At 65.4% G+C, this 25,177-nt stretch carries 26 protein-coding genes and 1 tRNA gene; 8 read left to right on the top strand and 19 right to left on the bottom strand.

Annotated features, from left to right (window positions below):
• Nucleotides 1–2: 2 nt before the first annotated feature.
• Both GRI59_RS04845 and GRI59_RS04840 read right to left on the bottom strand, forming a co-directional pair.
• Nucleotides 3–614, bottom strand: a complete 612-nt coding sequence (locus GRI59_RS04845; protein ID WP_160760427.1) for an LON peptidase substrate-binding domain-containing protein — start codon at nucleotides 612–614, stop codon at nucleotides 3–5.
• An 11-nt stretch (nucleotides 615–625) separates the two neighbouring features.
• Nucleotides 626–1,561, bottom strand: coding sequence for a tetratricopeptide repeat protein (locus tag GRI59_RS04840; RefSeq protein ID WP_160760426.1), 936 nt, complete (start codon nucleotides 1,559–1,561; stop codon nucleotides 626–628).
• A 254-nt stretch (nucleotides 1,562–1,815) separates the two neighbouring features.
• On the opposite strand from GRI59_RS04840, the gene GRI59_RS04835 reads away from it, so the two are divergent.
• A tRNA-Gly gene (locus GRI59_RS04835) sits at nucleotides 1,816–1,890 on the top strand.
• Nucleotides 1,891–2,048: 158 nt separating this feature from the next.
• Here the strand turns inward: GRI59_RS04835 and GRI59_RS04830 are convergent.
• Nucleotides 2,049–3,080 carry a CDP-alcohol phosphatidyltransferase family protein gene (locus tag GRI59_RS04830; RefSeq protein ID WP_160760032.1) on the bottom strand — a complete coding sequence of 344 codons (1,032 nt, stop codon included), beginning with the start codon at nucleotides 3,078–3,080 and terminating at the stop codon, nucleotides 2,049–2,051.
• Between the two features lie 104 nt (nucleotides 3,081–3,184).
• Here GRI59_RS04830 and GRI59_RS04825 point away from each other — a divergent pair, with 104 nt between their 5' ends.
• The 4 genes from GRI59_RS04825 (at nucleotide 3,185) to GRI59_RS04810 (ending at nucleotide 5,967) form a co-directional block, all read left to right on the top strand.
• On the top strand, nucleotides 3,185–3,424 hold the full coding sequence (locus GRI59_RS04825) for a hypothetical protein (RefSeq protein ID WP_160760031.1): 240 nt from the start codon (nucleotides 3,185–3,187) through the stop codon (nucleotides 3,422–3,424).
• Nucleotides 3,421–3,690 carry a hypothetical protein gene (locus tag GRI59_RS15610; protein WP_202390860.1) on the top strand — a complete coding sequence of 90 codons (270 nt, stop codon included), beginning with the start codon at nucleotides 3,421–3,423 and terminating at the stop codon, nucleotides 3,688–3,690. The genes GRI59_RS04825 and GRI59_RS15610 overlap by 4 nt, the downstream gene beginning before the upstream one ends.
• A 112-nt stretch (nucleotides 3,691–3,802) precedes the next feature.
• Entirely contained in the window at nucleotides 3,803–4,777 is a 975-nt protein-coding gene (locus GRI59_RS04815; RefSeq protein WP_160760030.1) for a glycosyltransferase, read from the top strand.
• Nucleotides 4,774–5,967, top strand: coding sequence for a polysaccharide biosynthesis/export family protein (locus GRI59_RS04810; RefSeq protein ID WP_160760029.1), 1,194 nt, complete (start codon nucleotides 4,774–4,776; stop codon nucleotides 5,965–5,967). Before GRI59_RS04815 ends, GRI59_RS04810 begins: the two co-directional genes overlap by 4 nt.
• 234 nt (nucleotides 5,968–6,201) lie before the next feature.
• On the opposite strand, the gene GRI59_RS04805 is transcribed toward GRI59_RS04810, so the two are convergent.
• Nucleotides 6,202–6,396 carry a hypothetical protein gene (locus GRI59_RS04805; protein ID WP_160760028.1) on the bottom strand — a complete coding sequence of 65 codons (195 nt, stop codon included), beginning with the start codon at nucleotides 6,394–6,396 and terminating at the stop codon, nucleotides 6,202–6,204.
• Between GRI59_RS04805 and GRI59_RS04800 the strand changes: the two genes are divergently transcribed.
• Nucleotides 6,326–6,583 carry an isoaspartyl peptidase/L-asparaginase gene (locus GRI59_RS04800; protein ID WP_160760425.1) on the top strand — a complete coding sequence of 86 codons (258 nt, stop codon included), beginning with the start codon at nucleotides 6,326–6,328 and terminating at the stop codon, nucleotides 6,581–6,583. The two genes, GRI59_RS04805 and GRI59_RS04800, sit on opposite strands and share 71 nt — an antisense overlap.
• Nucleotides 6,584–6,738: 155 nt before the next feature.
• Complete coding sequence (locus GRI59_RS04795; protein WP_160760027.1) at nucleotides 6,739–8,937, top strand: TonB-dependent receptor; 2,199 nt, start codon at nucleotides 6,739–6,741, stop codon at nucleotides 8,935–8,937.
• A 68-nt stretch (nucleotides 8,938–9,005) separates the two neighbouring features.
• On the opposite strand, the gene GRI59_RS04790 is transcribed toward GRI59_RS04795, so the two are convergent.
• From GRI59_RS04790 to putA, 5 genes are all read right to left on the bottom strand, one after another.
• The gene (locus GRI59_RS04790; protein ID WP_160760026.1) at nucleotides 9,006–10,184 is read right to left on the bottom strand and encodes a saccharopine dehydrogenase family protein; all 1,179 of its coding nucleotides are present in this window, start codon (nucleotides 10,182–10,184) and stop codon (nucleotides 9,006–9,008) included.
• A gap of 350 nt (nucleotides 10,185–10,534) precedes the next feature.
• Entirely contained in the window at nucleotides 10,535–11,089 is a 555-nt protein-coding gene (gene dcd, locus GRI59_RS04785) for a dCTP deaminase (RefSeq protein WP_160760025.1), read from the bottom strand.
• A gap of 397 nt (nucleotides 11,090–11,486) precedes the next feature.
• Nucleotides 11,487–11,873, bottom strand: a complete 387-nt coding sequence (locus GRI59_RS04780) for a hypothetical protein (protein WP_160760024.1) — start codon at nucleotides 11,871–11,873, stop codon at nucleotides 11,487–11,489.
• A 47-nt stretch (nucleotides 11,874–11,920) separates the two neighbouring features.
• A complete protein-coding gene (locus GRI59_RS04775) occupies nucleotides 11,921–12,625 on the bottom strand; it encodes an endonuclease/exonuclease/phosphatase family protein (RefSeq protein ID WP_160760424.1) in 705 nt (234 codons plus the stop codon).
• The gene (putA, locus tag GRI59_RS04770; RefSeq protein WP_160760023.1) at nucleotides 12,625–15,759 is read right to left on the bottom strand and encodes a bifunctional proline dehydrogenase/L-glutamate gamma-semialdehyde dehydrogenase PutA; all 3,135 of its coding nucleotides are present in this window, start codon (nucleotides 15,757–15,759) and stop codon (nucleotides 12,625–12,627) included. The genes GRI59_RS04775 and putA overlap by 1 nt, the downstream gene beginning before the upstream one ends.
• 152 nt (nucleotides 15,760–15,911) lie before the next feature.
• Here putA and GRI59_RS04765 point away from each other — a divergent pair, with 152 nt between their 5' ends.
• Nucleotides 15,912–16,199, top strand: coding sequence for a YciI family protein (locus tag GRI59_RS04765; protein ID WP_237440663.1), 288 nt, complete (start codon nucleotides 15,912–15,914; stop codon nucleotides 16,197–16,199).
• Nucleotides 16,200–16,203: 4 nt separating this feature from the next.
• On the opposite strand, the gene GRI59_RS04760 is transcribed toward GRI59_RS04765, so the two are convergent.
• The 10 genes from GRI59_RS04760 to GRI59_RS04715 all read right to left on the bottom strand — a co-directional run bounded on the left by GRI59_RS04760 (nucleotide 16,204) and on the right by GRI59_RS04715 (nucleotide 25,159).
• A complete protein-coding gene (locus GRI59_RS04760; protein WP_160760022.1) occupies nucleotides 16,204–16,680 on the bottom strand; it encodes a hypothetical protein in 477 nt (158 codons plus the stop codon).
• A gap of 73 nt (nucleotides 16,681–16,753) precedes the next feature.
• Entirely contained in the window at nucleotides 16,754–17,725 is a 972-nt protein-coding gene (locus GRI59_RS04755; RefSeq protein ID WP_160760021.1) for a toxic anion resistance protein, read from the bottom strand.
• A 7-nt stretch (nucleotides 17,726–17,732) separates the two neighbouring features.
• On the bottom strand, nucleotides 17,733–18,647 hold the full coding sequence (locus GRI59_RS04750; protein WP_160760020.1) for an HpcH/HpaI aldolase/citrate lyase family protein: 915 nt from the start codon (nucleotides 18,645–18,647) through the stop codon (nucleotides 17,733–17,735).
• Complete coding sequence (locus GRI59_RS04745) at nucleotides 18,647–19,720, bottom strand: cysteine protease StiP family protein (RefSeq protein WP_202390859.1); 1,074 nt, start codon at nucleotides 19,718–19,720, stop codon at nucleotides 18,647–18,649. Before GRI59_RS04745 ends, GRI59_RS04750 begins: the two co-directional genes overlap by 1 nt.
• A gap of 10 nt (nucleotides 19,721–19,730) precedes the next feature.
• Entirely contained in the window at nucleotides 19,731–20,480 is a 750-nt protein-coding gene (locus tag GRI59_RS04740; protein ID WP_160760018.1) for an HAD family hydrolase, read from the bottom strand.
• Nucleotides 20,477–21,619, bottom strand: coding sequence for a phosphoribosyltransferase domain-containing protein (locus GRI59_RS04735; protein ID WP_160760017.1), 1,143 nt, complete (start codon nucleotides 21,617–21,619; stop codon nucleotides 20,477–20,479). Before GRI59_RS04735 ends, GRI59_RS04740 begins: the two co-directional genes overlap by 4 nt.
• Nucleotides 21,612–22,781: a S1C family serine protease gene (locus GRI59_RS04730; protein ID WP_160760016.1), complete on the bottom strand. Its 1,170-nt coding sequence runs from the start codon at nucleotides 22,779–22,781 to the stop codon at nucleotides 21,612–21,614. Before GRI59_RS04730 ends, GRI59_RS04735 begins: the two co-directional genes overlap by 8 nt.
• A gap of 19 nt (nucleotides 22,782–22,800) precedes the next feature.
• Nucleotides 22,801–23,382 (bottom strand): TerD family protein, encoded by a 582-nt coding sequence (locus GRI59_RS04725; RefSeq protein ID WP_160760015.1) that lies wholly within the window; start codon nucleotides 23,380–23,382, stop codon nucleotides 22,801–22,803.
• 67 nt (nucleotides 23,383–23,449) lie between these two features.
• Nucleotides 23,450–24,028 (bottom strand): TerD family protein, encoded by a 579-nt coding sequence (locus GRI59_RS04720; protein WP_160760014.1) that lies wholly within the window; start codon nucleotides 24,026–24,028, stop codon nucleotides 23,450–23,452.
• A 78-nt stretch (nucleotides 24,029–24,106) separates the two neighbouring features.
• Entirely contained in the window at nucleotides 24,107–25,159 is a 1,053-nt protein-coding gene (locus GRI59_RS04715; RefSeq protein ID WP_160760013.1) for a DUF475 domain-containing protein, read from the bottom strand.
• Between the last annotated feature and the right edge of the window lie 18 nt (nucleotides 25,160–25,177).

Raw genomic sequence — 25,177 nt, 5'->3', positions numbered from 1 at the left:
GACTATTGCAGCGTCGTGATTTCCTCACTGCCATCGGTGCGGCCATAGAACTGCATCAATTGCACGAGCAATTCGCAGCGGTCGGTCAGCGTCTCGGCTTCCAACAGCGCCTGCTTGGATGCCGGATCGAACGGGGCGATCTGCGAGACGCCGTTGATGAGGGAGCGATCATCCAGCCGCTCAACCGAATCCCAGTCGACAGAGTAGCCCTGCATATCGGCGAAGCGCCGCGCCTCCCGCTCAAACCCGCCGCGCTGCGCGTGGGAGAGGGTTTCGTCCTCGTCTTCGGCATAGACCTCGGCTTCGATCTGGCGGAAGGCGGTGGCCACATCCAGCTCGCGCACCAGTCGGAACCGCGCCGTGCCTTCGAGGATGAGGTTGTAGCGTCCGTCGTCCATCGCCTGCACTTCGCCGATCTTGCCGATGCAGCCGACCGAGTAGAGCGGCGCGCCATCCACCGCGCGCTGCGGCTGGATCATCGCGATCTGGCGATCCCGGATCAGCGCATCGCCCACCAGCGCGCGATAGCGCGGCTCGAAGATGTGGAGCGGCAGCTGCATGCCGGGGAACAGCACGGCGCCGGTCAGCGGGAAGATGGAAAGGCGGCGGGTCATGGTGTTTGCGGTCATCCAAACAATACGCGCGACAGGCGGCGGCGGACGCCGACCACCCATTCATCTTCAAGGCCGGTCGCCTCGAAGATCTTGAGGAGTTTGGCCCGCGCCGCGCCCTCGTTCCACTCGCGGTCGGCAGTGATCATGGCGAGCAGGGTATCGGCGGCATCATCGCGCTGGCCTGCGGCAAAGGCGGCTTCGGCAAAGGCGAACTGCGCGTCCATATCCTCGGGCGCAGCGGCGGCAGCAGCGCGGAGGGCGGCAAGCTCGCTGTCATCGACGCGGGTGCCGGCGAGTTCGAGCGCGCTGCGGGCGGGCGCGATGGCGGGATCGGTGGCGAGGCTCGGATCAGAATCGATCACCTCCATCACCTGCTTGGCCTGATCGACCTCGCCCAGCTGCACCAGCGCACGCACGAGCCCAGCATGGGCGGGGGCATTGTCCTGCGCGAATTCGGTGATCTGCGCAAAGATGCCCGCCGCGCGCTGGGGATCGCCAGCGGCGAGTGCTTCCTCGCCCAGTTTCACGAATTGCGCGATCTCCTCGGGCGAGGGGCCCTGCGGTTCGACCGGCACGCCATCGCCCGCGCCGCCATCGATCGGCAATTGTGCGAGCAGTTGGTCAAGCATCGCTTTCAACTGCGATTCGGTGCGGGCGCTGGTCAGGTCAGCAACCGGCTGGCCCTGGAACATCGCATAGACCGTCGGGATCGAGCGCACCTGGAACTGCGCGGCGATGAACTGTTCCTCATCGACATTGAGCTTGGACAGCACCACGCCCTTGTCGGCATATTCAGCCGCGACCTTTTCCAGCACCGGGGTCAGCGCCTTGCACGGGCCGCACCATTCGGCCCAGAAATCGAGGATGACGAGCTTGGTCTGCGATGGTTCGACCACCGCCTTGCGGAAACGGTCGACCGCCTTCTGTTCGTCGATGCTCAGTCCCATGCTGGCCAAGTTACGTGCTCCTGCTGTGTCATTGGACGCTTGTGCGCCATTGGCTTCAATGTGGGGCCTTGCGCCAAGATGTGAAGCGCGGATTTGTGCTGACCGCTATGCCAGACGCGATCAAGCCCCAATCGCGCCAAATTTGCGTGGGCCACTGTGCGAATTTAGCGCTTGCAGGTGTGCCAAGGCGCTGCTAATCGCGCCGCCTCTCCGGCAGGAACCGCGCATCTGCGGCTTTCTGTCAGCGCCAGTGAGCGGGCGTAGCTCAGGGGTAGAGCACAACCTTGCCAAGGTTGGGGTCGAGGGTTCGAATCCCTTCGCCCGCTCCATTATATCCAGCATTTCTGCGACTTTTTGCCTTCGGGCTCCGGGCCATCGGTGACCGGCAAGACAACGCGGTTGCCTGTCTCGGGCTTCCCGAGATCCACCGCGCCAGCCTCCTCCTTTTTCGCTTGGCGCCTGATCGCCTGCTCGATCTCGTGATGCGTCATTCCTGACCAGGGGCCCGCGCTGACAGAAGCGATATGATCGCCACCAACCAAACGATGACGGCCGCAAGAAACACCTTCAAAGCGACGTCCAAGACCCCAGCCAACGCAGCAACAAGCAGCGCAAAGCAGCAGAAATCGCGGCTCGTCAGGTCTTTGAGCAGCCGTGCGTTAGGGCTGCCCGTCTGTTCCTGGATGCGTTTTGCCCCGTCGAAGTGGACGATGCCTTCTCGCCGGAAGGCCGAGGCTCCGAGGATGGCGAGGCCGGTGGCCATCACAGCGGCGGCGGCCATGCCGACCAGCGCGTCCTCGGCCCGCCCCTGCATCCAGAAGTTGCAGCCTGCACCGGCCAGAAAGGCAACATTGGTGAAGGCATCGATGATGCTGTCAAGCGAGGCACCGGCCTTCGAAGAGCGGAAGGTTGCTCTTGCGATCTCGCCATCGATTCCGTCGACAACCGAGGCGATCTGGAACAGCAATGCCCCTATCACCAACCCGCCCGGCGTCCCCGTCAGCAGGCTCGCCAACATTGCCAATGCGGTCAGGAATGTCAGCAGGGTGGCATGGCCAGGACGGATCCAGCCGAACCTGAGCAACGCTGATGAGGCGGCCTGTGACAGGGGGCGGTTGCAATGGCGCGAGATGATCCCGTCGCCGGGTTTTGCCGTGCTGCGCACAATCGCCTTGGCCGCTTTGCGCAAAGCCATCTCGGGATCAGCCGGCTGGTCCAGGGCCGCCGCCAAACCCGCTTGCACGGCAAGGATAGTGGCCGCGTCCGGCAGCGCCTCGCCGGGAAGCAAGGTGACGTTGGCAGGTGCCGGGAGTTCGACCACGAGGCCGGGAGCCAGACGCATGATCTCGGCGCGCGTCAACGGGGCAAGCGTGTCCGAATCGCCCAACACCAGCAGCAGAGGCGTACCGGGCAGCGCCGCGGCATGAGCCTTTGCTAGGCGCGCCGCCGCTGGCACCCCGGCCACAAGGCGGTCGGCCGTGCGCGACGACGAGAAGCGATACCCGTGGGGGGATGACATGAGGCCTCGCAGTGCTGCGGAATTGCGCTGATAAACAGCCGCCTATATGCATTGCCGATGCACGGTAGGGCAACGTCGTCCTGCCGCGGATCCGGTGATACGCTATGACCCCTGCTTCCTCGACCCCGGTGACCGCGCAGCCCGCGCGACCGGTGGAACTTGAGGATTGGCTCAATCGTCAGCTTTATCACCCCCTGTCCTGGCGGCTGGCGCGCAGACTTGCATCGACACGGTTGACGCCGGACATGGTCTCGGCTGCGGGTGCGGCAGCGATTATGTTGGCTGCTGCAAGCTATGGGCTGATCGCGGCGCCTTGGGGGGTGATGCTGGGGCTAAACGGGTGATCCAGCTTCCCTACGCCCCCTTCAGCCTGCTTGTGAGCCTTATCCGGGGTGCGAAAGCGGCTTTGTTTCCGTCCCTTTATGAAGGGTTCGGCTTGCCCGTACTGGAGGCCAAGCCTGTCGATTTGTCCCATAAGAGCGAGATTGATGTTCTCGCCGCGCGAAGCGAGCCGGTTTATTTTCTGCTGATCCCGCCCGAGCACTGGGCCATGAATTTTGTCATGTCGAAATGTCGTCCACCAGCACACACCCCCATGGCTATGGTCTGATGCCGTTTCTGCTTGCCAACTCCGAAGCTCCACTCTTCGAGCACTGTCGATCGGCAGGACGCGTCACTGGAACGCGCCAAAGTTCTATTGTCTTACAAACGGCGGCTTTGTGGTGACCGGGCAGCTTGCCAGGGTCGCGCTGCCGGGGACGGACATCGCTCACTGGACCTATCCGCTGCCGGTCAGAACGCCGGGTGCGGCCAATGTCTATACGCTGCACGATCTGGTGCCGCTGCGCCTCCCCTACACCACCGCTGATCACAAGCGGCACTATCTGGCCCTGTGCCAGCGGATCGCACGCGAGGCGGATCACATCCTCACCGTGTCCGAGCATTCGCGCGCCGACATCATCCGCATCCTGGGTGTCGAGGAGGACAGGGTCACCAACCTCTACCAGTCGACCGATATCGCCAGGCTGATTGAAAGCGTATCGCCCGAACAGATCGCGCAGGAGGTCGAAGGGCTGCTCGGCGTCGGAATGCGCGAATACTACCTGTTCTTCGGTGCGCTCGAACCGAAGAAGAACCTCGCCCGGCTGCTCGAAGCGCATCTGATGAGCGGATCGCGGCACCCGTTGGTGATCGTCGGTGCGCCCGGATGGGGAAGCGAGCGTGATGTCGCCCTGCTCAAGCAGCTGGCCGAACTGGACACCGAAAAGCGCATCAAGTGGCTTGGCTATCTCCCGCGCCAGACTTTGGCCACGGCGATTGCCGGGGCGCGGGCGGTGATGTTCCCCTCGCTGTATGAAGGCTTCGGGCTTCCGGTGCTGGAGGCGATGTCGCTCGGCACCCCGGTCATTACCAGCGCCACATCTTCGCTGCCAGAAGTGGCAGGAGAGGCGGCTGTGATGATCGATCCCTATGATGTGCGGTCGATCGCACGGGCGATCAAGGCGCTGGACGATGATGACAGCGCCGTCGCAGAACTGGGGCAACGCGGCCTCGTACAAGCAGAACGTTTCAGCGCAGGCGCCTATCGCCAACGGCCGGGCGAATTTTATGCGCGGCTCACCGGTACGGCATCACCGCTTCCACACGATGCCCGGGCCGCGCAGCCTGTCCCGATTACAAAGGCACAATCAGCATGAACCGCCCCTCTTCCGTTACCGGAACCGTCGCACGCCCCTTGCTTGCGTTGCTGCTCGCCGGATTGGCCGGTGCTTGCACCACCCTGGGTGCAGCCGGGCCGTCGTCCGGTCAGGTTCGCAAGGCCGAAGGGGCGGACTATGCCGGGTCGCAGGTCGTGCTGGTCGATCTTGATCCGCTGACCTACAAGCGGATTGCAGCCTTCGAACAGTCACTTGGCCTGGCGCAGCAATTTGGTGAAGGCGGCGCGGGCGAAGTGCTGATCGGCCCCGGCGATGTGCTCGACATCGCGATGTGGGAAGCACCGCCCGCGGTGCTGTTCGGCGGCGGCGGGGTCATCCCAGGGCTTGACGCGGGCGCGCAGAACCGCACTGTCGTCCAGCAAGTGGTCGATGGCACAGGCATGATCAGCGTACCATTTGCCGGAACGATTGAAGCGGCCGGGCAGACGCCTGCCGCAATCGAGCGCGCGATCGTCGCGCGGTTGGCAGGCCGTGCCAATGATCCTCAGGTCAACGTCCGGCTGTCGCTCAACGATTCGCGCAATGTCACCGTGCTGGGCGAAATCGCTGCCAGCCGCCGTGTGCCGCTGGGCCCGCGTGGCGAGCGGCTGCTTGACATCATCGCGAGCGTCGGTGGCCCCCGCGCGCCGGTACACCAGACCACCGTGCAGGTCAGTCGCGGCGGCGCATCGGCAACGATGGCACTGGAGGCGATCATTGCCCAACCGGCACAGAACATTCGGATGCGCCCGGAAGACGTCGTGACGGTGCTGCACCAGCCCTATAGCTTCATTGCGATGGGCGCCGTGGCAACCAGCGCGGAGATCCCTTTCGAAGGGCGGGGCATATCGCTGGCGCAGGCCTTGGCGCGGGTCGGCGGGTTACGCGATAACCAAGCCAATATCCGCGGTGTGTTTGTGTTCCGACTTGAGCAACCAGATGCGCTGGATCCAGCAAAGCGTATGGCAACGCAAGCGCTCGAGGATGGCCGAGTTCCGGTCATCTATCGGCTTGATCTGTCAGACGCCCGCGGGTTCTTCGTGGCGCAGGAATTCCAGATCCACGATCAGGATGTGGTCTATGTCTCGACGGCACCGGGAGCGGAGCTGCGTGAATTCCTGTCGACCGTTACCAGCCTCGCGTTCTCGGCCATTGCGATCGGCAATGTTGTGACCAATAACGGCAACTGACGCTACGGGCGGACGGCGTGCGGTCCAACGCTGGTCGCTGCGAAAAGAAGCATGAAATCAGCGATCCCGAATGTTGCAGCCGCGACGCATCGGCCCATTGCAAGCGCTTCCGGCAAGGCACTCAAGTCGCGGAATTGCCCCGACTGCATAGATACTTGCAAGTATGTTGCACGCCTCAAGCTGGCATGACATCCTCGGTTGCATGGACGCAGGTTTCTTCTGTCCCCTCGGTGGTCAAGTGACCATTCGCCGGACGAGGCTGAGGAACTGCTCCAGCTTGATAGCGGCTTGCCACATGGCCCAGTCGGCGCAGTAGCGCTGGACCAGAAAGCGCGCTGGGCGCGTTGGCGACACTCCTATCACCGGCATCGGCAATTGGGCGGACGGCAACATCGCGGTCAGCTGCACCGGGATCGGCGAGGCCTTCATCTACGCTGGCGGCACGGGCCTTGATGACGCGTGCAACGCAATGCTGGCCGAGGTCGCTCACCAGCGCGGCGATGGCGGGGTGATCGCAGTTAATCGCAGCGACGCGATGCCGCTGGCGTGCAACTCCGCCGGCATGAAACGCGCGGTCGCCGGAGCGGGCCACCCGCCCTTCATCGGCATCGGCTAGGCCCTCCCAGCCCGCGTCAGGCCCTTCCCAGACCTGTCGCAAATCAGCCGCACTTGGTCGGCCTCCGTCAGCTGTCGGCCTGATTTCCGCTTGCATTCGGCGGGGACGTCGTTAGGCGCGCGATACGTTATCTCATCAAAACAACGGGACCCCTCATGACCAGCAACAAGACGCAAATCGCGTCCTCTCACCTTGCACTCGCCACCGTGCTGGGTCTGGCCTTTGTCGCCACGCCCGCGCTCGCGGAAGCCGCCGAGGCGGAAGCGGAGCAGCCTACTGGCAGCACGCAGGTCGAGGATGACGTCCACAACCGCCAGGCCGACGGGATCGGCACCATCATCGTCAGCGCGCAGGGCCTCAAAGAGCTCGACGTGCTGGCCGGCACCAGCGTGGTCGAAATCCGCGACATCCAGCGCGACGGCGTGACGGGCCAGATCGGCGATCTGCTCACCAAGCTTCCCGGTGTCTCCGCCACCAGCTTCGCCCCCGGTTCCTCGCGCCCCGTGCTGCGCGGTCAGCAGGGCGAGCGTGTGCGCGTGCTGGTCGACGGCGTCGGCACCTCGGACGTCTCGAACACCTCGGTCGACCACGCCACCACCATCGACCCGATCACGGTCGAGCGGATCGAAGTGCTGCGCGGTCCCGCGGTGCTGCTCTACGGCAGCCAGGCGATCGGCGGCGCGGTCAATGTGATCGACAAGCGCATCCCGACCCGGATGCCGGATGAAGACTTCCACTTTGACGGTTTTGCCGGGATCGACAGCGCCACCAACCTGCGCACCGGCGCGGGCAGCCTCGATGTCGGGGTGGGGACAAGCCTCGTGTTCCACGTCGATGGTTCGTGGCGTCAGACCGATGACGTCGAAATCGGCGGCTTCCAGGTCGCACAGGCGCTGCGTGCCGATTTGCTCGCCGATGCTGATGTGGAAGCGGACGAAGGCAATCTCGATGAAGCCGCAGAGCTGCGCGAAGCCGCCAATCAGCGCGGCACCGTGCCCAACTCGGCGATGGAAAGCTGGACGATCAATGCTGGCCTCGGCGTGATCCTCGGCGAAAGCACCTTCGGCGCATCGCTCGGCTGGTATGACACCAATTATGGCGTCCCCACCCGCCCGGGCGCAGATCATCACCATGGCGAGGAAGTAACCGCGGGCATCGCCGCTGCCGCTGAAGGCGAGGGCGAAGAACTCGTTACCATCGGCCTCAAGCAGTTCCGCGCCGACTTCAAGGGCGACGTCTTCCTTGGCGACGGCGCATTTGAACGCCTGAAGCTGCGGGTCGGCTATTCGGACTACACCCACACCGAATTCGAGGGTGCCGAGGTCGGCACGGTGTTCGATTCCACCAGCGTCGAAGCCCGCGCCGAACTGGTTCAGAACACCGGCGGCACGCTGCGTGGATCGAGCGGCATTCAATACCAGCACCGCGATTTCTTCGCGGTCGGCGCTGAGGCCTATATCCCGCCCAACCTGACCGATCAGGTCGCGCTGTTCACGCTTCAGGAGCTCGGCACCGGCCCGTTCCAGATCGAAGCCGCAGCTCGCGCCGAATTCACCAAGGTCGAGGCCCAGACCCTTGGGATTGAGCGGGACTTCGATACCTTCTCCGGCGCCCTCGGCCTCGTTTACGAAGGCATCGACGGCATCCGCGTCGGCATCAACGGCTCGCGCGCCGAGCGTGCGCCGAGCGCCGAAGAGCTGTTCTCCAACGGCCCGCACATCGCCACGCAGGCCTTCGAAGTCGGTAACGCCGATCTCCGGACCGAAACCGCCTGGGGCCTTGAAGCCTATGCCCGTGGCAACATTGGTGCCGGGACGTTCAACCTGACCGTGTTCAAGCAGTGGTTCGGCAACTACATCTTCCTTGAGGAAACCGGCGAGGAAGAGGACGATCTGCCGGTCTTCCAATACCTCCAGCAGGATGCCGACTTCTTCGGGATCGAAGCCGACGTAAACTATCCGATCATCGACGGCGAAGGCTTCCGCCTGATCACCGATCTGCGTGCCTCCTATGTCGAGGCGGAACTGGCCGATGGCACCGCCGTGCCGCGCATCCCGCCGCTGAGCCTGCTCGGCGCGTTGGAAGCACAGACCGGCGCTTTCGACGTGCGCGGCGAAGTGCAATGGTTCGACAAGCAGGACCGCACGACTGTGTTCGAAACGCCAACGGACAGCTTCACTTTGGTCAACGCGCTGATCGCCTGGCGTCCGCTGGCTGATAACCAGAACGTCACTGTGCAGCTGGCCGCCGACAACATCTTCGATGTCAACGGTCGCCGCCATGCGAGCTTCACCAAGGACTTCGTGCCGCTGGTGGGCCGCAACTTCCGCGCGAGCGTGCGCCTCAGCTTCTGAGGCCACCGCACCGCGCAAGGGTCGCAATCAGGGGCAGCCGGGATCACCGGCTGCCCCTTTTTTGTGCCTCAGGCCTCAACCGCGAAGGTCAGTTCGGCGTGCTCTTCGAGCCGCTTCACCAGATCCTCGCCGAGGAAGCTCCCCGGCGTCCCGATCCCGCCCGGCTTGGTGCAGCTGAGCAGCGCAATGCCGGTCTCGGAAAGCATCCGGCTGGTCGAACCATAGCCCGGATCGTACCGGCCCTTGACCCCGAATTGCAGGCGCCCGCCATCGGCCATGTCAGCGACGAAGACGACATCGTAGAAGCCGTTCTCACGCTCTTCCTTGGTCGGGCCTTCGCCGGGCTTGGGCGGCTTGGAGCCGAACGGGTTCTTCATGAACTCCAGCGCCGCATTGGCCGCCGCCCGGCCCGCATCGCCGGGGCTGGTCAGCATCATCTCGTCATACTTGAAGTCGGTTCCGTACGGATGGCCGAGCAGGAAGTTGGTGCGATGCACGTTCTTGGTGTTGATCGGCGCCATCACGAAGGGCGCCGACCACTTGCCGAGGTCTTCCTCGTGGGCAGGGATCATGCCCGAGGGCTGGTCCGGCCCTTCAAACCCCGGCGTCAGCGCAAAGGGATTCCGCAGCACGTTGATGAGCGAGGGGCTTTTCGCCGCCGCTTTCATCGTCGCACCAAGGCTCGCGGCGGTGCCGCCCGAGAAGGTGCCCTGCATTGCACGCACGCGGCCACGGATGCGCGGCGCGGGCTTGCCGAACTTTGCGACGCACGCCTTCTGGGTCATCATCACGCCGAGGTCGAACGGGATCGAATCGAACCCGGACGAGAAGCAGATGCGCGCGCCGCTGGCTTCGGCGGCGGCCTGATGCTCGGCGATCTTCTCGGCCATCCAGGCCGGTTCGCCGCACAGGTCGGCGTAATCGGTGCCGGTTTTGACGCAGGCCGCGACCAGCTTGTCACCGTAGAGCTGGTACGGGCCGACAGTGGTCAGCACGACCTTGGTACGCGCGCACATCGCTTCCAGATCGGCGCTGTCATCGGCATTGGCGACCACCAGCGGGGTCGAGGCCGGCGCGCCGATCAGGTCGCGCACTTCCTCCAGCTTGGCGAGGCTGCGGCCTGCCATTGCCCACTTCGGGCCGTCCTCGCGGCTACCGTAATGGTGGGCGAGATATTCCGCCACCAGCCGCCCGGTGTACCCGGTTGCGCCGTAGACGATGATGTCGAATTCGCGGGGTGTCGTCATGTCTTACCTCTGTTGGTGCTGAGCGTATCGAAGCACTGACCTGCTGCTGTTTGCGTTGAAGAGGAAAAGTCGCCGTTCGACAAGGTCAGGGCGAACAGAGCCTTGATGGGACCCTCGCTTCGACACGTCGGACTGCCTAATCGAAGTTGACAAAGTTGACAGGGTGTCAAGCGAGGAAAACCGAGAATATTCTCGTAAATACAATGCTTTGTTCCCGAAAAACGAAATTGACAGATTCGCCATGCCGGGGGGGGAGGGGGTGACAACCCCGGTCGGGGCGAGGAGCAGATCATGGCCGCAACGCTATGCCTTGCCCGGCGTGTAGGAAAGCGCGCCGGTATCGCACACGACTAGAGCCGGGGCAGCGTCACCCCGCGCTGACCCATATATTTGCCCGCGCGGTCCTTATAGCTGGTCTCGCAGCGTTCGTTACCCTTGAGGAACAGGAACTGGCACGCGCCTTCATTGGCGTAGATTTTCGCGGGCAGCGGCGTGGTGTTGCTGAACTCCAGCGTCACGTGCCCCTCCCAGCCCGGTTCCAGCGGGGTGACATTCACGATGATCCCGCAGCGCGCATAGGTCGATTTGCCGAGGCAGATCACCAGCACATCTTCCGGGACGCGGAAATACTCGACCGTGCGGGCGAGCGCGAAGGAATTGGGCGGGATGATGCAGACGTCGGTCTCCCGGTCGACGAAGCTCCTCGGATCGAACTGCTTGGGATCGACCACCGAGCTGTCGACATTGGTGAAGATCTTGAATTCCGGCGCGACGCGGGCGTCATAGCCGTAGGACGACAGCCCATAGGAAATCACCCCGTCGCGCCGCTGGGCCTCGACGAAAGGCTCGATCATGCCATGTTCGAGCGCTTGGGTACGGATCCATTTATCGGAGAGAATCGCCATGTGTGAGGGATTCCCGATGCGCGGGTGCGGGGCAAGAGTGGGCAGAAACATATCCCCTCTCGCCTTAGCGTCGCCCGCGCGGAAGGTGGAAAGGTCATGCCCGATTTGGATGGGCATGGGATGGGAACTATCGTGCGGGAAGCGATCCCGGAGTAGACATTCCTTCCATCGTCGCCCCGTGCTTGACACGGGGCTTGGCTACTTCTGCTCTGTATCGGGCGCGAACCACTGGTCCCAGAGGTCGTCCCAACCGGGGTTCTCCGCCTCAATCAACGCGAACTTCCATAGCCAAGTAACCCGGCGGCGGAAAAAGAAGGCCAAACCCCGTGTCAAGCACGGGGCGACGAGGAGTGGATGGCAGTTTCCTACCCATTTGCACCCAGCCCGCCGCCCGCGCCTATTGGCACTTCAGCCGGATCACCTGCCATGCGAGCTGAGTCGGGTTGCCGCCGTTGCGGCGCACTTCCTCGTCGATGCATTGCTGCTGAAAAGTGCGATTGTCGGGGTAGGCACCCCGCGCCATGCGCTCGAAATCGAGCACGTCCTGCAAGTCCTGCGGCGAAAGGTCGTTGGTATAGATGCGGCCCTGAAGCAGAGCTTCGAGATTGGCGCGGGCGCGTAGCGCGCGTTCGGTCGGGGCGCCGGGCAGGCCATAGGTATCGCCGGGTGACGGCGCGGGCGTTGGCGTCTCGGCAGGCCTCACGCGCATTTGTGGCTGCTCGGCCTGCGCGCTCGCCGTGATCATCAGCCCTGCAAGCAGCATGGCGCTGGCGGACATTCTCATCACCGCTCTCCTTCCGTGATTCCGCCACCGTTGTCGCGCAGAGCAGATTACCCCACCGTGAACTCCGCCCACACAGGCAGATGATCCGACGCAGTCGCGGACAGCGCGCTGCGGTGCACGCCGCAGCTGCGCATCACCAGCCGGTCGCAATGCATGATCCGGTCGAGCCGCCCGATGGGGCGCTGGCTGTGGAAGCTGGGGCCGGGGTCGAGAACGGTGAAATGCTTGCCGAACTCGCGGAAACATCCCGCATTGGCGCGCCATTCATTGATGTCGCCCATCAGCACCGTGGGATGCTGCTGCCGGGCGGCCTCACCCAGCGCGGCAATCGCGCGGGCTTGCCGGACGCGCCACAGGCCCGACAGGTCGAGATGCATGCCGAACACGCTGACGCTCGCCCCGCCGATCCCCAAGGTCGCCGTCACCACCCCGCGCGGCTCAAGGCAGGGGATGTGGATGATGTCATGCGCGTCGATGCTGATGTGGCGCTTCACCAGGATCGCATTGCCGTGCCACCCCATCGAATCGTGCTGCACGTCGAGCGGCACGGGCACGTAATCGGTGTGGCTGGCGATCATGAACGCCGGGAGCACGCCGGTGCGCTTGCCGAACCTGAGGTCCGCCTCCTGCAAGCAGACGATATCCGCATCGACCTCGGCCAGCACCTTGAGAATGCGCGCGGGATCGCGCTGGCGGTCGGTCCCGATGCCCTTGTGGATGTTGTAGCTGGCGACTTTGATCCGCTGCCCCATCATCCCGCCGCCAGCAGGCTCGCGTTCCCCCCGGCCGCCGTGGTGTCGATGGTCATCACCCGCTCGGTCGCGAAGCGCGCGAGGTAGTGCGGGCCGCCCGCTTTCGGCCCGGTGCCGGACAGGCCCTCCCCGCCGAACGGCTGGCTTTCGACCACCGCGCCGATCTGGTTGCGGTTGACGTAGAAGTTGCCGACGCGGGCGTGGGCCTGCACGAAGCGCCGCGTTTCCGCGATGCGGCTGTGGAGGCCGAGCGTGAGGCCGTAGCCCACGGCGTTGATGTCATCGACCACCTGCGCCAGCTCACCTGCCTTGAAGCGCACGATGTGGAGGATCGGGCCGAAATGTTCGCGCGTCAGATCGCGGATCGAGCCGAGTTCAACAATGGTCGGCGCGACGAAGCAGCCCTTGGCGGTCTCTGGCGGCAGCGGCAGGCGCGTGACCGGCAGGCCGCGCGCGGTGCAATCGGCCACATGGGCTTCGAGCAGCGCCTTGGCATCCTCGTCGATCACCGGGCCGACATCGGTGGCAAGATCAGCCGGATCGCCGACATGCAGCGCCTCGAACCCGCCGCGGATCATTGCCAGCATCGGCCCCACTATGTCGTCCTGAAGGTAGAGCACCCGCAGCGCCGAACAGCGCTGCCCCGCGCTCTGGAAGCTGCTGGCGAGCACATCGCGCACCACCTGTTCGGGCAGCGCGGAGCTGTCGACGATCATTGCGTTCTGCCCGCCGGTCTCGGCGATCAGCGTGGCGATCGGCCCGTCGCGATTGGCGAGCGCGCGGTTGATCGCGCGCGCGGTGTCGGTCGAGCCGGTGAAGGCAACGCCCGCGAGGCGCGGATCGGCGGTGATCATCTGGCCGACTACCCCCGCGCCGGGCAGCAATTGCAGCGCCTCGGGCGGAATGCCGGCCTCGTGGCACAGCTTGACGGCGAGAGCGGCGATCAGCGGGGTCTGTTCGGCGGGCTTGGCGATCACCGTGTTGCCTGCCGCCAGCGCAGCCGAGGCCATGCCGATGAAGATCGCCAGCGGGAAGTTCCACGGCGAAATTGTCGCAAACACCCCGCGTCCGTGGAGCGCGAGCGAGTTCTCCTCGCCCGTCGGCCCCGGCAGGATCGTCGGCGCACCGAATTGCTGGCGCGCGCCTTGCGCATAATAGCGCAGGAAATCGACCGCCTCGCGCAGTTCAAGCACGGAATCGAGCAGTGTCTTGCCCGCCTCGCGCTGGCACAGGCTGAGGAACTCCGCCGCGTGCGCCTCGAACAGGTCAGCCGCTTCTTCCAGCAACAGCGCCCGTGCCTCGCCGCCCAGCGCGTCCCAGCCGGGCTGGATCGCGGCGGCGCGGGTGAAGGCGGCCTCGACCTCTTCCGCAGTCGCATCGCGGCGGGTGCCGATGACGGCGGCGGGATCATGCGGCTTGGTGATCGGCGCGATCTCGCCCGCGATGGCCGCCGGGAAGGTCGGCTCGGCCCGCCAGTGGACATCTTCGAGCAGCTTCAACCGCGCCATCAGCGGCTCACGCACGAGGGGATCGCTGAGGTCGATCCCGGCGCTGTTGGCACGCGCGCCGAAGATGTCCTTCGGCAAGGGGATCGCCGGATTGCGGCGCGGGCTGAGCCCAGCAAGTTCCGCGACCGGATCGCCGACCAGTTCGGTCGCCGGAATATCGGCGTCGCCCATGCGGTTGACGAAGCTGGTGTTCGCTCCGTTCTCGAGCAATCGGCGCACCAGATAGGCGAGCAATTCCTTGTGCCCGCCGACCGGCGCGTAAATGCGCACCGGGGTGCGCTGATTGCCTTCGAGCGCGTGGAGCGCGTCGTAGACTTCCTCGCCCATGCCATGCAGGCGCTGGAACTCGAACGCCTTACCCTCGCTGAGATGCTTGATCGCCGCAATCGTGTACGCATTGTGCGTGGCGAAGGCCGGGCGGATCACATCGGCGTGCTCGAACAGGCGTGCGGCGCAGGCGAGGTAGCTGACATCGGTCGCGACCTTGCGGGTGAACACCGGGTAATCGCTGTAGCCGCCCACTTGCGCCAGCTTCACCTCGCTGTCCCAATAGGCGCCCTTGACCAGCCGGACGAACAGCTTGCGGCCATGCCGCCGCGCCAGCTTCCCCGCCCAGTCGCATACGGCAACGCCGCGCTTCTGGTAGGCCTGGATGGCGAGCCCGAAGCCCTCCCATCGGCTGCCATCGGGGCGGCGGAACAGATCGTCATCGGCAACCAGCTCCTCGATAATGTCGAGGCTGAGCTCCAGCCGCTCGGCCTCTTCGGCGTCGATGGTGAAGTGGATATCGGCATCGCGCGCCCGCACCGCGAGCGCCTTGATCACCGGCACCATCGCGGCCCGCGCCGCGTCGGCGTGGAAGAAGGTGTATTTGGGATGCAGCGCGGAGAGCTTGACCGAAATCCCCGGCGATCCGGCCACCCCTGCGCCGGCTTCGCGCGCCAACCGGTTTAGTGCCGCTTCATAGGCCTGCCGATACCTCTCGGCATCGGCGAAAGTCATCGCCGCCTCGCCCAGCATATCGAAGCTATGCGTGATCCCGCGCGCGCGTTCCGGTGCTGCGCGCTTCAGGGCCTCGTCGATATCCCGGCCGAACACGAACTGCCCGCCAAGGATCTTCATCGCCTGACCAGTGGCCGTGCGGATCACCGGCTCGCCCAGCCGGTTCATCGCGCGTTTCAACACAGAACCCATCCCGCGCTGGCGGGCATCGGGCGGATCGAGCACTTCGCCGGTCAGCATCAGCGAGAAGGTCGCAGCATTGACGAAGGTCGAGGAGCTTTCGCCCAGATGCTCGCCCCATTCGATGCTGCCGATCTTGTCGCGGATCAGCGCATCGGCAGTGGCCGCGTCGGGCACGCGCAGCAGCGCTTCGGCGAGGCACATCAGCGCGATGCCTTCCTCGGTATCGAGGCCGTATTGCTGGAGGAAAGCGTCAATCCCGCTCGCCTTCTTGCCGCGCGCGCCTTCGATCAGATCGATCGCCAGACCTGCAGCGGCGGCGTGCGCCCGCGCGGCCGGGGCGGCCTGATCCAGCCGCTCGGCGATGCAGGCCTCTTCCTCCTGCCGGTACGCACGGCGCAGGTCCGTACGGTCGATGCTGGGGGCAGCGGAGTAGTCAGCCATCTGGTTTCACCTGAAACGATTCGCGGGGAGAATGCCCGGCCCTCTGAACGCGCTAAGGCTGCGCTTCAAGCGCGGGTTTTGCAACGCCCCGCTTGCCCGCCGCAGCTTGCGCGGTTAGCCTTGGGCTCGCGACCACCGGGGGCCTTTCAATCATGCGTATGTTCTGCTTCCACTGCCGCGACGGCGAAGACGGCGGCCGCCTGCGCGCAATCCATCGCCCGGCGCACCTTGAGTTCGTCCATGCCAATGCCGAGCATTTCGTGATCGTTGGCCCGTTGAAGCGCAGCGACGGGCTAATCATCGGCTCATTGCTGATCGTGAAGGCGGCAGACGAAGCGGCGGCGCGCGCCATTCTGGCGGACGATCCCTACCTCACCGGCGGGGTGTGGCAGCTGATCCGGGTGGACGAGTTCACCCCACTGCTGGGCGACTGGGCCTGAAGCCTCACCGGAACGGATCGTTGTCGCTATAGCGGCGGCTGATGAAGGCCGCGTTGCTGGAGAAAGCGTCGAGATCGTGCTGCGCCAGATTGCGGGCGATCTCGTCGATCCGGGCCTGCATGGTGCCTAGGCTTTCTTCGAGGATGAAACTCGCCGACTTGCCAGTCTTGCGGAAGATTTCGGCGCGGTGGGCGCTGGGGATGTCGATGTAGCTTTTGACCAGCTTGGGCAGGTGCTCGTCGCGCATCAGCTCGATCTCGGTGCGGCTGACGGCCTGCACCTGTTCGCGGTCCATCATGCCTTCAACTTCGGCGAGGCTGGAAAGGATCGTGCGGATCTTGTCCCGCGCGCCGGTGGGCACGCGCTGGTCATCATAATCGAACGCGGGCTTGCGGTTCGCGGGCGGCGCAGCGGCGGGCGCGGGGTCCGCCCCCGGCTCAGGCGCCGCAAATATCTTCCGGATCGAATCAAACAGGCCCACGAACCGTCACGTCTCCATTGACCGGCGCTTATCCGGCGTGTCGTCCTAACACCACACCCCGGCAAGCGCCACCTTAACGCGCCGGATCGGCCAAGCGCGCCGCGCTGCCCGCGCGTTCAGTGTCGAGCCGGTCGAGCGCATCGTAGAGCTTGGCAAAGGCCGACTGCAAGGCTTCGGCACCGGCGTCCGTGCTGACGGGATCATCCTCCGCGATCAGATTGCTCGCCGCGCGGCGCAGGCTGGCAATCCCGTCAAGCACCAGCTCTTGGCTCGCAATCAGCCGCGCCGCTTCAATGGCGGTGCGCAGCACCAGCACCATAGTGGCAGTCGCCTGATCAATGCCTTCGATCAGCCGGGTGTTGGTGGCGCTGACGATCTCGCGCAGAGCGGCGGCCTGCATGGCAAGCGCGCGGGCCTCGGCAATGTCGCGCAGCCGGGTCTGGACGGTGTGGAGCACATCCGATTGCAGCCGCCGCGCCTTCATCGGCTCACGCGCGGCGAGCGCCTCAGCGCGGGCGGTGAGAGTGAGCGCGATTTCCTCGGCGAATAGCGCGTGCTCGCTGAGCGTGGCGATCAGCGGCGTCAGCCCGGCCTGCTCGGACTCCAAGGTGACATTGGCGCGGATCAGCGCATCACGCTCGCGGGTCAGCGCAGCCAGCGCAGCCTCGATCTCGCCCTGCGCCTCGCGGTAGCGGCGGAAATAGGCCTTGGGGTCGGGTTTGGCCGGGATCAGGCCGAAGCGCTTGGCCCCGCCGGCCAAATTGCCAGCCAAATTACCCTGCCGCAGCGGTTCGAGGCTTTCAGCAAGGTTGCGCAGCCCCATAATCGCGCGGGCGATCCCCCCGGTCGGCGGCGGTGCGACATGGGCGAGGCTGCCCGCGTGGCGCGCGGAAAGCTGCGCGATTTCATCCCGGCCCAGCGCCTCAATTGCTTCGAGCTTGTGATCGAAGGCCGGACTCAGCGGCTCGATCAGCAGCAGTTCGGCGACATATTTCATCGCCTGCCCGGCCAGTTCGGCGTGGCGCCGTTTGGTGATCGCGGTCACGACAGCGTCAGGCGACCCGCGTCGGCTGTTCGGAAACGCCGGGGGCCGCACCGCGCAAGCCATGGACCTCGGCGCGGTCAAGCACGCCTGCGGCCCAGCGCGCGTGGGTGGTCGGCTCGCACATGCTGCCGCCGTGGCTGAACACCGCCCGCGCTTCTCGGGCGAGGATCGCGCGGGCTTCATCCGCTTCGCTCGCCGAGGGGCGCAGCGCTTCGTGGATGATGCCGACCTGCACCGGATGGATCGCGGTCTTGGTCAGCAGGCCATGCTCCAGATCGCGTGCGACCTCTTCGCGCAGCAGATCGCTTTGCGCGTAATGCTCAAACACCGGAGCGGACAGTGCCATGCCTTCGGGCAGGAACACGCTCGCCATGGTGGCGATCGCCAAACCGAGCGGGCCGTCATAGGCGGTGCGGGTGCGCGAGCGGCGCACGCCGAGCAGGTTAAGGATGTCGTTCCCGCCGATCCTGACCGCATGGACGCGGCTACCCAGCGGTTCGAGCGCGCGGGCCATCGCGGTCAGCGCCGCACGGTCAAACGCCTCGGCGCTTTCAATGGTGGGCATGATCCCATGCTGAGGATTTTCCAGCCGCGCCAGCCAGTCCGCCAGATTGGCGGTTGTGATCTTGGGCAGGACGAAACCGGCCAGCCGCTCAATCCCCGGCTGGGCCTGCATCCAGGTCAGCATCTCGGGATTGCGCGGGCGGGTATAGGCGATCAGCGCCGGGGGCGCGGCCTCCAGCGCCCGGAGCGTCGCGCAGAACACATCCTGCGCCGCGCCCACCTCGGCCTCGTGCAGCGAATCCTCAAGGCAGATCACCACTGAACGCAGATCGGGATTGTCGCCCGCCAGCACCTCCGCAAGGCGCGGGTGCTGCACCGGGATATAGAGCGTCGCGCCGAGTTCGACCGCTTTCGTCATCACACGTCTCCTGCTTTCGCAATCACAGTTACGGCGCGATAGTTGCCTAGTTCCCGTTGATGCACACTTACCCCGGTTTGTGTGGCAAGATGAAGCAAATGCGCAACTTCCGCGTCATCCTTGTCGCGCACGAGTACGGCCTTGGGCACGCGGCGCAGGACAGCGCGGGTGGCTTCGGCGATGCCGGGCTTGATGCGGTTGCGGTCCGTCACGGCGAATTCGTCCATCAGGCTGGCGATCAGCGTCTCGCAGGCAAGGCGGCTCTGGCGGGCCCCTGCGGCGGTCCAACCGGGGTGGGGTTGGGCCGAAGGTGCAGCGGCCTCGACGGCGGCGATGAAGGCGCGCGATTGGTCGGCTGCGGCGAATTCCGTAAGGTGGCGGCAGGCGTGGAAGTCGCCCTCGCCCACCAGCGCGTCGCTCAGCACCGAGCGGCTGACCAGCCCGGACACGATCCCGCCGAGGATGCCCGAGGGGATGAGATAGTCTTCCGCCGTCGCCGCCAATGAAGCGCAACCCGCCGGGTCAGCCACCACCGCGAGGAAGGGGGCAAAGCCGGTGCTGCCGTCGCCGAGGCTCGCTTCCAGCTCCCCGGTGATCGCACCCTTGCCGGTCCAACCGTCAACGAACACCGCGTCCGCTGTCCCGCGTGCGGCGGCGATGTGGGCGAGTGCCACGCGGTCGATCCCGCGCCCCCTGATGATGCTGACCGAGTAATGCACCGCCTCCACCCCGCGCCGCAGCAAGGCGCGCCGCAGCAGCACGCCGATGGGCGTGCCTGCCCGGGCGAGCGAGATGATCGTGCTGCTTTGAGCAGTCTCAGGCCGCGCGGCAATCGCGTCGGCCAGCGCCGCGACGTCGCCCCTGAGCCGCCCACCATTCCTCGCCAGCGCGGCGTGGTAGAGATCGAGATAGCGCTGATCCGGCAGCCGCTCCTCCGACAGCATTTCCGAATAATGCCGCGCCCCCGACTGGATCAGCGCCTCCTTGGCGCGCACGCCTGTGAGGCCGATGGCTGCGGGCTTCAGCAGGAAGGTCACGTCCTCGGGGGCGTAGGAGCCGTGGAACAGGGTCATGGCCAAACCCTCAATCGATCCACTCATGCCCGCGCGCGATGTGCTGCCACAGCTGCGCCTGGGTCGGGATCATCGCCATGTCGGTGAGGTCAAGGAAGCCCGCATCCGACCAGCTATCGCCGATGCCGATCACCGGGCGTTCGGGCGTGACGCAGCGGACCTGTTCCAGCATATACCGCACCGCTGCCCGCTTGCTCAGCCACGGGGGCAGGAAGGCGAGGTTGTTGCCATTGGCGTGGATGCGCCAGCCTTGGGGAAGACGCGGCTTGAGCGCCTCGGCCACGGCGGTGAGCGCGGGGACATCGCCGTGGTTGCTCTTGATGACACAGTAGAGATCGAGCCCGTCCTCGCTGACGATCCAGTGCCGGAACGCCTCGCCGTCCAGACCGGCGATGAGTTCGGGATAGAGCGCGCCGGGTGTGATCCCGGCCTGCGCCTGAGCCTCAAGGTGGCGGTGCCAGACTGGATCGGGTGTGCCGTCCGCCATCAGGATGCAGCCGCCATTGGCGCAGATCGCCGGGGCCTGCGCGATATCGACCCGCGACAGCACCTCGCGGCTGCGCGCGGTGACGGGCACCACCTCGCCATGCGCCAGCCACGCCATCAGCCCCTGCTGCGGCGGAGTGGCATAGCCGCTGGGGCTGCCATCGACGAGGCGGCTCATCAGCCGCAGCGTATCATCCGGCCAATCGCCGCACTTGGGCCGCGTCTGGAACAGGCTGTCGTCAAGGTCGGCCAGAATGAGCGGGCGGATGGTCATGCCTGCGCCCCGTAGCGGCATAGCGCCAGTTCCACCATCGCCGTGCTACCCGCTTCAGCGACCCAGCGCGCCAACTCGTCGGCTTGCGCCCCCGCAATCTCCGCAGCGATGACGATCCGGTCGGGCCGGTGCGCGAGGAGGTTATAGACATGGCACATCGCGCCCGAGCCATAGGCGTCCGTGAGCGTGGTGACGCTTTGCATTGCGTGGCCGATCAGCGCGGGCGTGCGGGTGATCGACTGGACGGCGGTGATAGCCCCCAGCGCGGCGAGGTCTTCGGCGATGCGCAGCGATTCATAGGCGTGCTCGCCATCGCCCAGCACCAGCACCCGTTCACCCGGCGTGGCGGTGAGGGGGGCGCGGTCGGCGGCCTCGGGCGCGAGCAGGCCGGTACGGCTGCGCATTCCGGTGGCAGTCGCCGTGCCGTGGCGGTTGGCGGCGGGCGCGAGTGTGGCGGCAGCTTGCCCTGCCCCCGGCGTCCATTCGAGCGTCCCGGCGATCAAGGAATGGGCCGCAGCGGGACGCGGCATCCGCAACAGGAACCCACCCGCGCTCCAATCGGTCAGGCTGGCGCAATGCACCGCCGCGATCTGCGGCAAGGCGGCTACCAGCGCCTCAGCCGCTTCGACAAAGGTGCTGCCGGTGCTGCTTTCATCATCGACGATCACGAGGCTGCGCGCGGCGGCGAGTATGGGTTCGATCTCCGCGCTCACCTGCACCATGTGCGAGGCGGCGTGGCTGTGGCCTTCCTCGAACCGGGTGAGGATGCGCGCGCCCGCCGCGATCTGGCGGCTGCTCTGGATATAGGCGCTGGCAGCATCCGGGTGCCGCGCGCGCCATGCTGCCCACACGCTTTGCGCAAGGCCCGTCGCGGTCTCCGCCATGCCGCAGAACAGCACCGGCCCCGGCAGGTCGCCGGGGATTTGCGCGGCGAGTGCGTCAGCGGTCGCGCGCAATGCTTGCGGCGGCGTGGGGAGGTGGCGGCCCAACACCCGCGAGACGATCAGGAACCCACGCTTGGGATTGGCCCTGGCGGCAAAATCGCACAGCTCGGCGACACGCTCGGGCGCAACCCCGCGCAGCACCAGCCGTCCGGTCGGCAGGTCGACCGTCACGCAATCCTGCACCGGATCAGGCATGGATGATGATGCTGACCACCGCACTGCGCGCCCGCCCCACGACATTGCGGCGCACGTTATCGGTCGAGATCGCGATCGGCGGCAGGTCTGCCCCCGCCGCCGCTACCATCTCGAACACCATCGCAGCGCGGATGCCGAAATTGACGTTCTCGGAGATCGACCCACGGTTGCGCATATTGTCATGCGCGAGGCTCGCCGAAGTGATGCCGACCAGATTACCGAACTCGTCGATGATCGCCCCGCCCGACGAGCCCGAGCCAATTGGCGCGCTGAACTGGAAGCGCGAGATGTCCCCGCCCCCGCCCGTGAGGCCCGAGACATTGCCGGTGGTGACCTTGAGATCGGCCCCCAGCACGTCGATCAGCGGGAAGCCCGCGGCCATGATATCCTCACCCAGAAACAGCGGCGATCCGATCCGGAGCGGCAGCGGCGCGCCCGCAGTCTGGCAGCGCAGCAGCGCCAGATCGTGCTGGGCATCGACCGCCAGCACGACGCCGGAATCGCGCGCGGGGCCGACCTCGAAACGCTGGCCGTCCTCGACCACATGGGCATTGGTGACGATCAGATCGGGCGCGATCAGCACGCCGCTGCCCGAACCGATCAGCTGGCCCGGCACCGGCTTGGGGCGGTTATGCCCGCGCCCATCAGGATGCGGGATGGGCCCATTGCCTCCATGATTTCCGGGCGGTGGCACATCCGGCACATTGCGGAACGGCACCGTCACCGAGCCGAGATTGCGCGCCCTCACATAGGCGTCGATCCCGAAGGTGAAGCCCTCGTTCGACAGCTTCATCCGCCGCTCGCCATTGCGGGTATAGACCTCGGCGAGGATCACGGCGGCGAGTTGTTCGGTCGGTGGGGGCATCACGTGGGTGGTGCCGTCCACCTCCATGTGGATCGGATAGGCAGCGTTGGCAAAGCCGCCGTGGCGATCATCCATGACATAGGCGACGATTTCAAAGTCGCCTTCCAACTCGGCCATGCCGTCCATATGCCAGTGCTGCGGATCAATCCGTTCAAAGGCGAGCACGCGCCCGCTCTGGCCCCCACCTGTCCCGATCGCCGCAATAGCGATGCGCTGGCCTTCCGGCCCTTGCAGACGGATGCGGCAGTCAGCCTTGGCGCTGACAGACACGCGCTGACCGGGCTGGGCAGGTTGCATGGCCGCGTCCCGTCCCGGCTCAGCCGATGTTGACACCCATCGCGCCTGCCAGACCCGCAAGCCCGCTGCGCCAGCCTTCGCCGATCGCCTTGACCTTGATGTCGCCTGCATTGCCGCGATAAAGTTCGACGAAGATCATCGCGACGTTCATCGAAGCATCTTCGGACAGGTCGTAGCGGGCGAGCTCCTTGCCATCGGCCACGTTGGTCACGCGCGCAAAGGCGTTCTGCACCGAGCCGAAGTTCTGCCCGTTGATTTCGCCATCATGGATGGTGACCGCGATCACGACCTTTTTGGCATCGGGCGAGAGCTTGCTGAAGTCGATGCGGATCGTCTCGTCATCGCCATCGCCGTCGCCGGTGCGGTTGTCGCCGCTGTAGACCACCGCGCCATCGGGCGAGGTCTTGTTGTTGTAGAAGATGAAATGCGCGTCCGAGAGCACCTTGTCATTGGCGCCGATCACGAAGGCCGAGGCATCGAGATCGAACGCCGCGCCATCGGTGCGCCGCACGTCCCAGCCGAGCCCGACCACGACCGCATTCAGCCCCGGAGCTTCCTTCGACAGAGAGACATTGCCGCCCTTGCTGAGCGAAACCGCCATATTCTGTGCTTCCCTGTGTTAAGTGGCGCGCGGCCCGGGCACCTGCCCCGACCGCGCACCCAAGCCTTTAGCCGACATTGACGCCGAAATGCGCCGCGAGCGGGCCGAGCCCGCCCTTGAAGCCTTGACCAACCGCGCGGAACTTCCATTCCGCCCCGTGGCGATAGACTTCGCCGAGGATCATCGCGGTTTCGACCGAAGCGTCTTCCGACAGGTCATAGCGCACGACTTCGTTGTTGTTGTTGGCGTCGACCAGACGGATGAAGGCGTTGGAGACCTGGCCGAAGGTCTGGCCGTTCTCGTCGCCATTGTAGATCGTCACCACCACAGCGACCTTATCGACATCGGCGGGCATCTTCGAAAGGGTGATCTCGATCTGCTCGTCATCGCCGTCACCTTCGCCGGTGCGGTTGTCGCCCTGATGGATGACCGCGCCGCCGGCGACGTTCTTGTTGTTGTAGAAGCAGAAATCGGTGTCGTTGCGGACCTTGCCGCCCGCCGCGCACAGGAACGCCGACGCATCGAGGTCGAAATCCTTACCGTCGGTCGCACGCACGTCCCAGCCGAGGCCAACCATGATGCGGTCAAGCCCGGGGGCTTCCTTCGACAGGCTGACATTGCCACCCTTTGACAGTGAGATAGCCATAATCCGTCTTCCTTTCCCAAGTCTGGCAGCGACCGGGACTGCCCCGGCCGCAACCCAAGATGAATGTTGCGCCGCCGATCAGGCCAACGCGTCTTCAGGCTCCCCGTCAGGGTTGGCCTTGTTCCAGCGCACCGACGACCAGAACGCGAGGCCGATCAACACCGCGCCGATCAGGCCGGTGATGACTTCGGGGATGTGCGCAAAGGTGTTGATGTACATGATCACCGCCAGCGCCATGATCGCATAGAAGGCGCCGTGTTCGAGATAGCGATATTCCGACATCGTGCCCTTGCGCACGAGGAAGATCGTCATCGACCGCACGAACATCGCGCCGATCCCCAGACCGATGGCAATGATGATGAGATTGTTGGTGAGCGCGAAGGCCCCGATCACCCCGTCGAACGAGAAGCTGGCATCCAGCACTTCGAGATAGAGGAACGCGCCGAAGCCCGCCTTGGCGACATCGCCGGTGGTCGGCGTGGGCGGTTCGAGCAGGTGGTTGATGATCTCCACGCCGAGATAGGTCAGCAGACCGGCAATTGCGGCGATGATGAAGGTCAGCGCGTCGGCATCGGCGAGCATGGTCGACGTCGCCCAGGTGCCAGCGAGCACCAGCCCGATAGCAATCGCCTCAATATCGGCGACCTTCGCCAGCGGGCGTTCAATCGCGTCGATCCAGTTCACTTCCTTGTCGGAATCGAAGAAGTACTTGAGGCCCACCATCCCGAGGAACGCGCCGCCAAAGCCCATCAGGCCAATATGCGCTTCGCTGACGATGCGCTGATATTCGGTCGGTTCATTCAGAGCGAGCTTCATCGCCTCAATCGGGCCGAGTGAGGCTGCAACCATCACGATCACCAACGGGAACACGATCCGCATCCCGAACACCGCAATCGCGATCCCCCAGGTCAGGAAGCGCTGCTGCCAGACCGGGTCCATGTCCTTCAGAACCGAGGCGTTCACCGCGGCGTTATCGAACGACAGCGACACTTCCAGCACCGCAAGCACCGCGCAAATCCACACGATCCCCAGCATGCCATCAATGGTGCCGGTCAGCCCCCAGCCGTACCAGCCGCCCAGTGCAAGGCCGAAGGCCGTAAACAGCAGCGAACCGCCGAAGTGTTTCAACATCGAAAAATCATCCTTCTG

Origin of the sequence: Erythrobacter ramosus, assembly GCF_009828055.1 — a bacterium.
In the GTDB taxonomy this organism is placed as follows: Bacteria; Pseudomonadota; Alphaproteobacteria; order Sphingomonadales; family Sphingomonadaceae; genus Erythrobacter; species Erythrobacter ramosus.
Note: the sequence above shows the minus strand (reverse complement) of the source record. Positions and strands in the feature narration are given on the sequence as shown.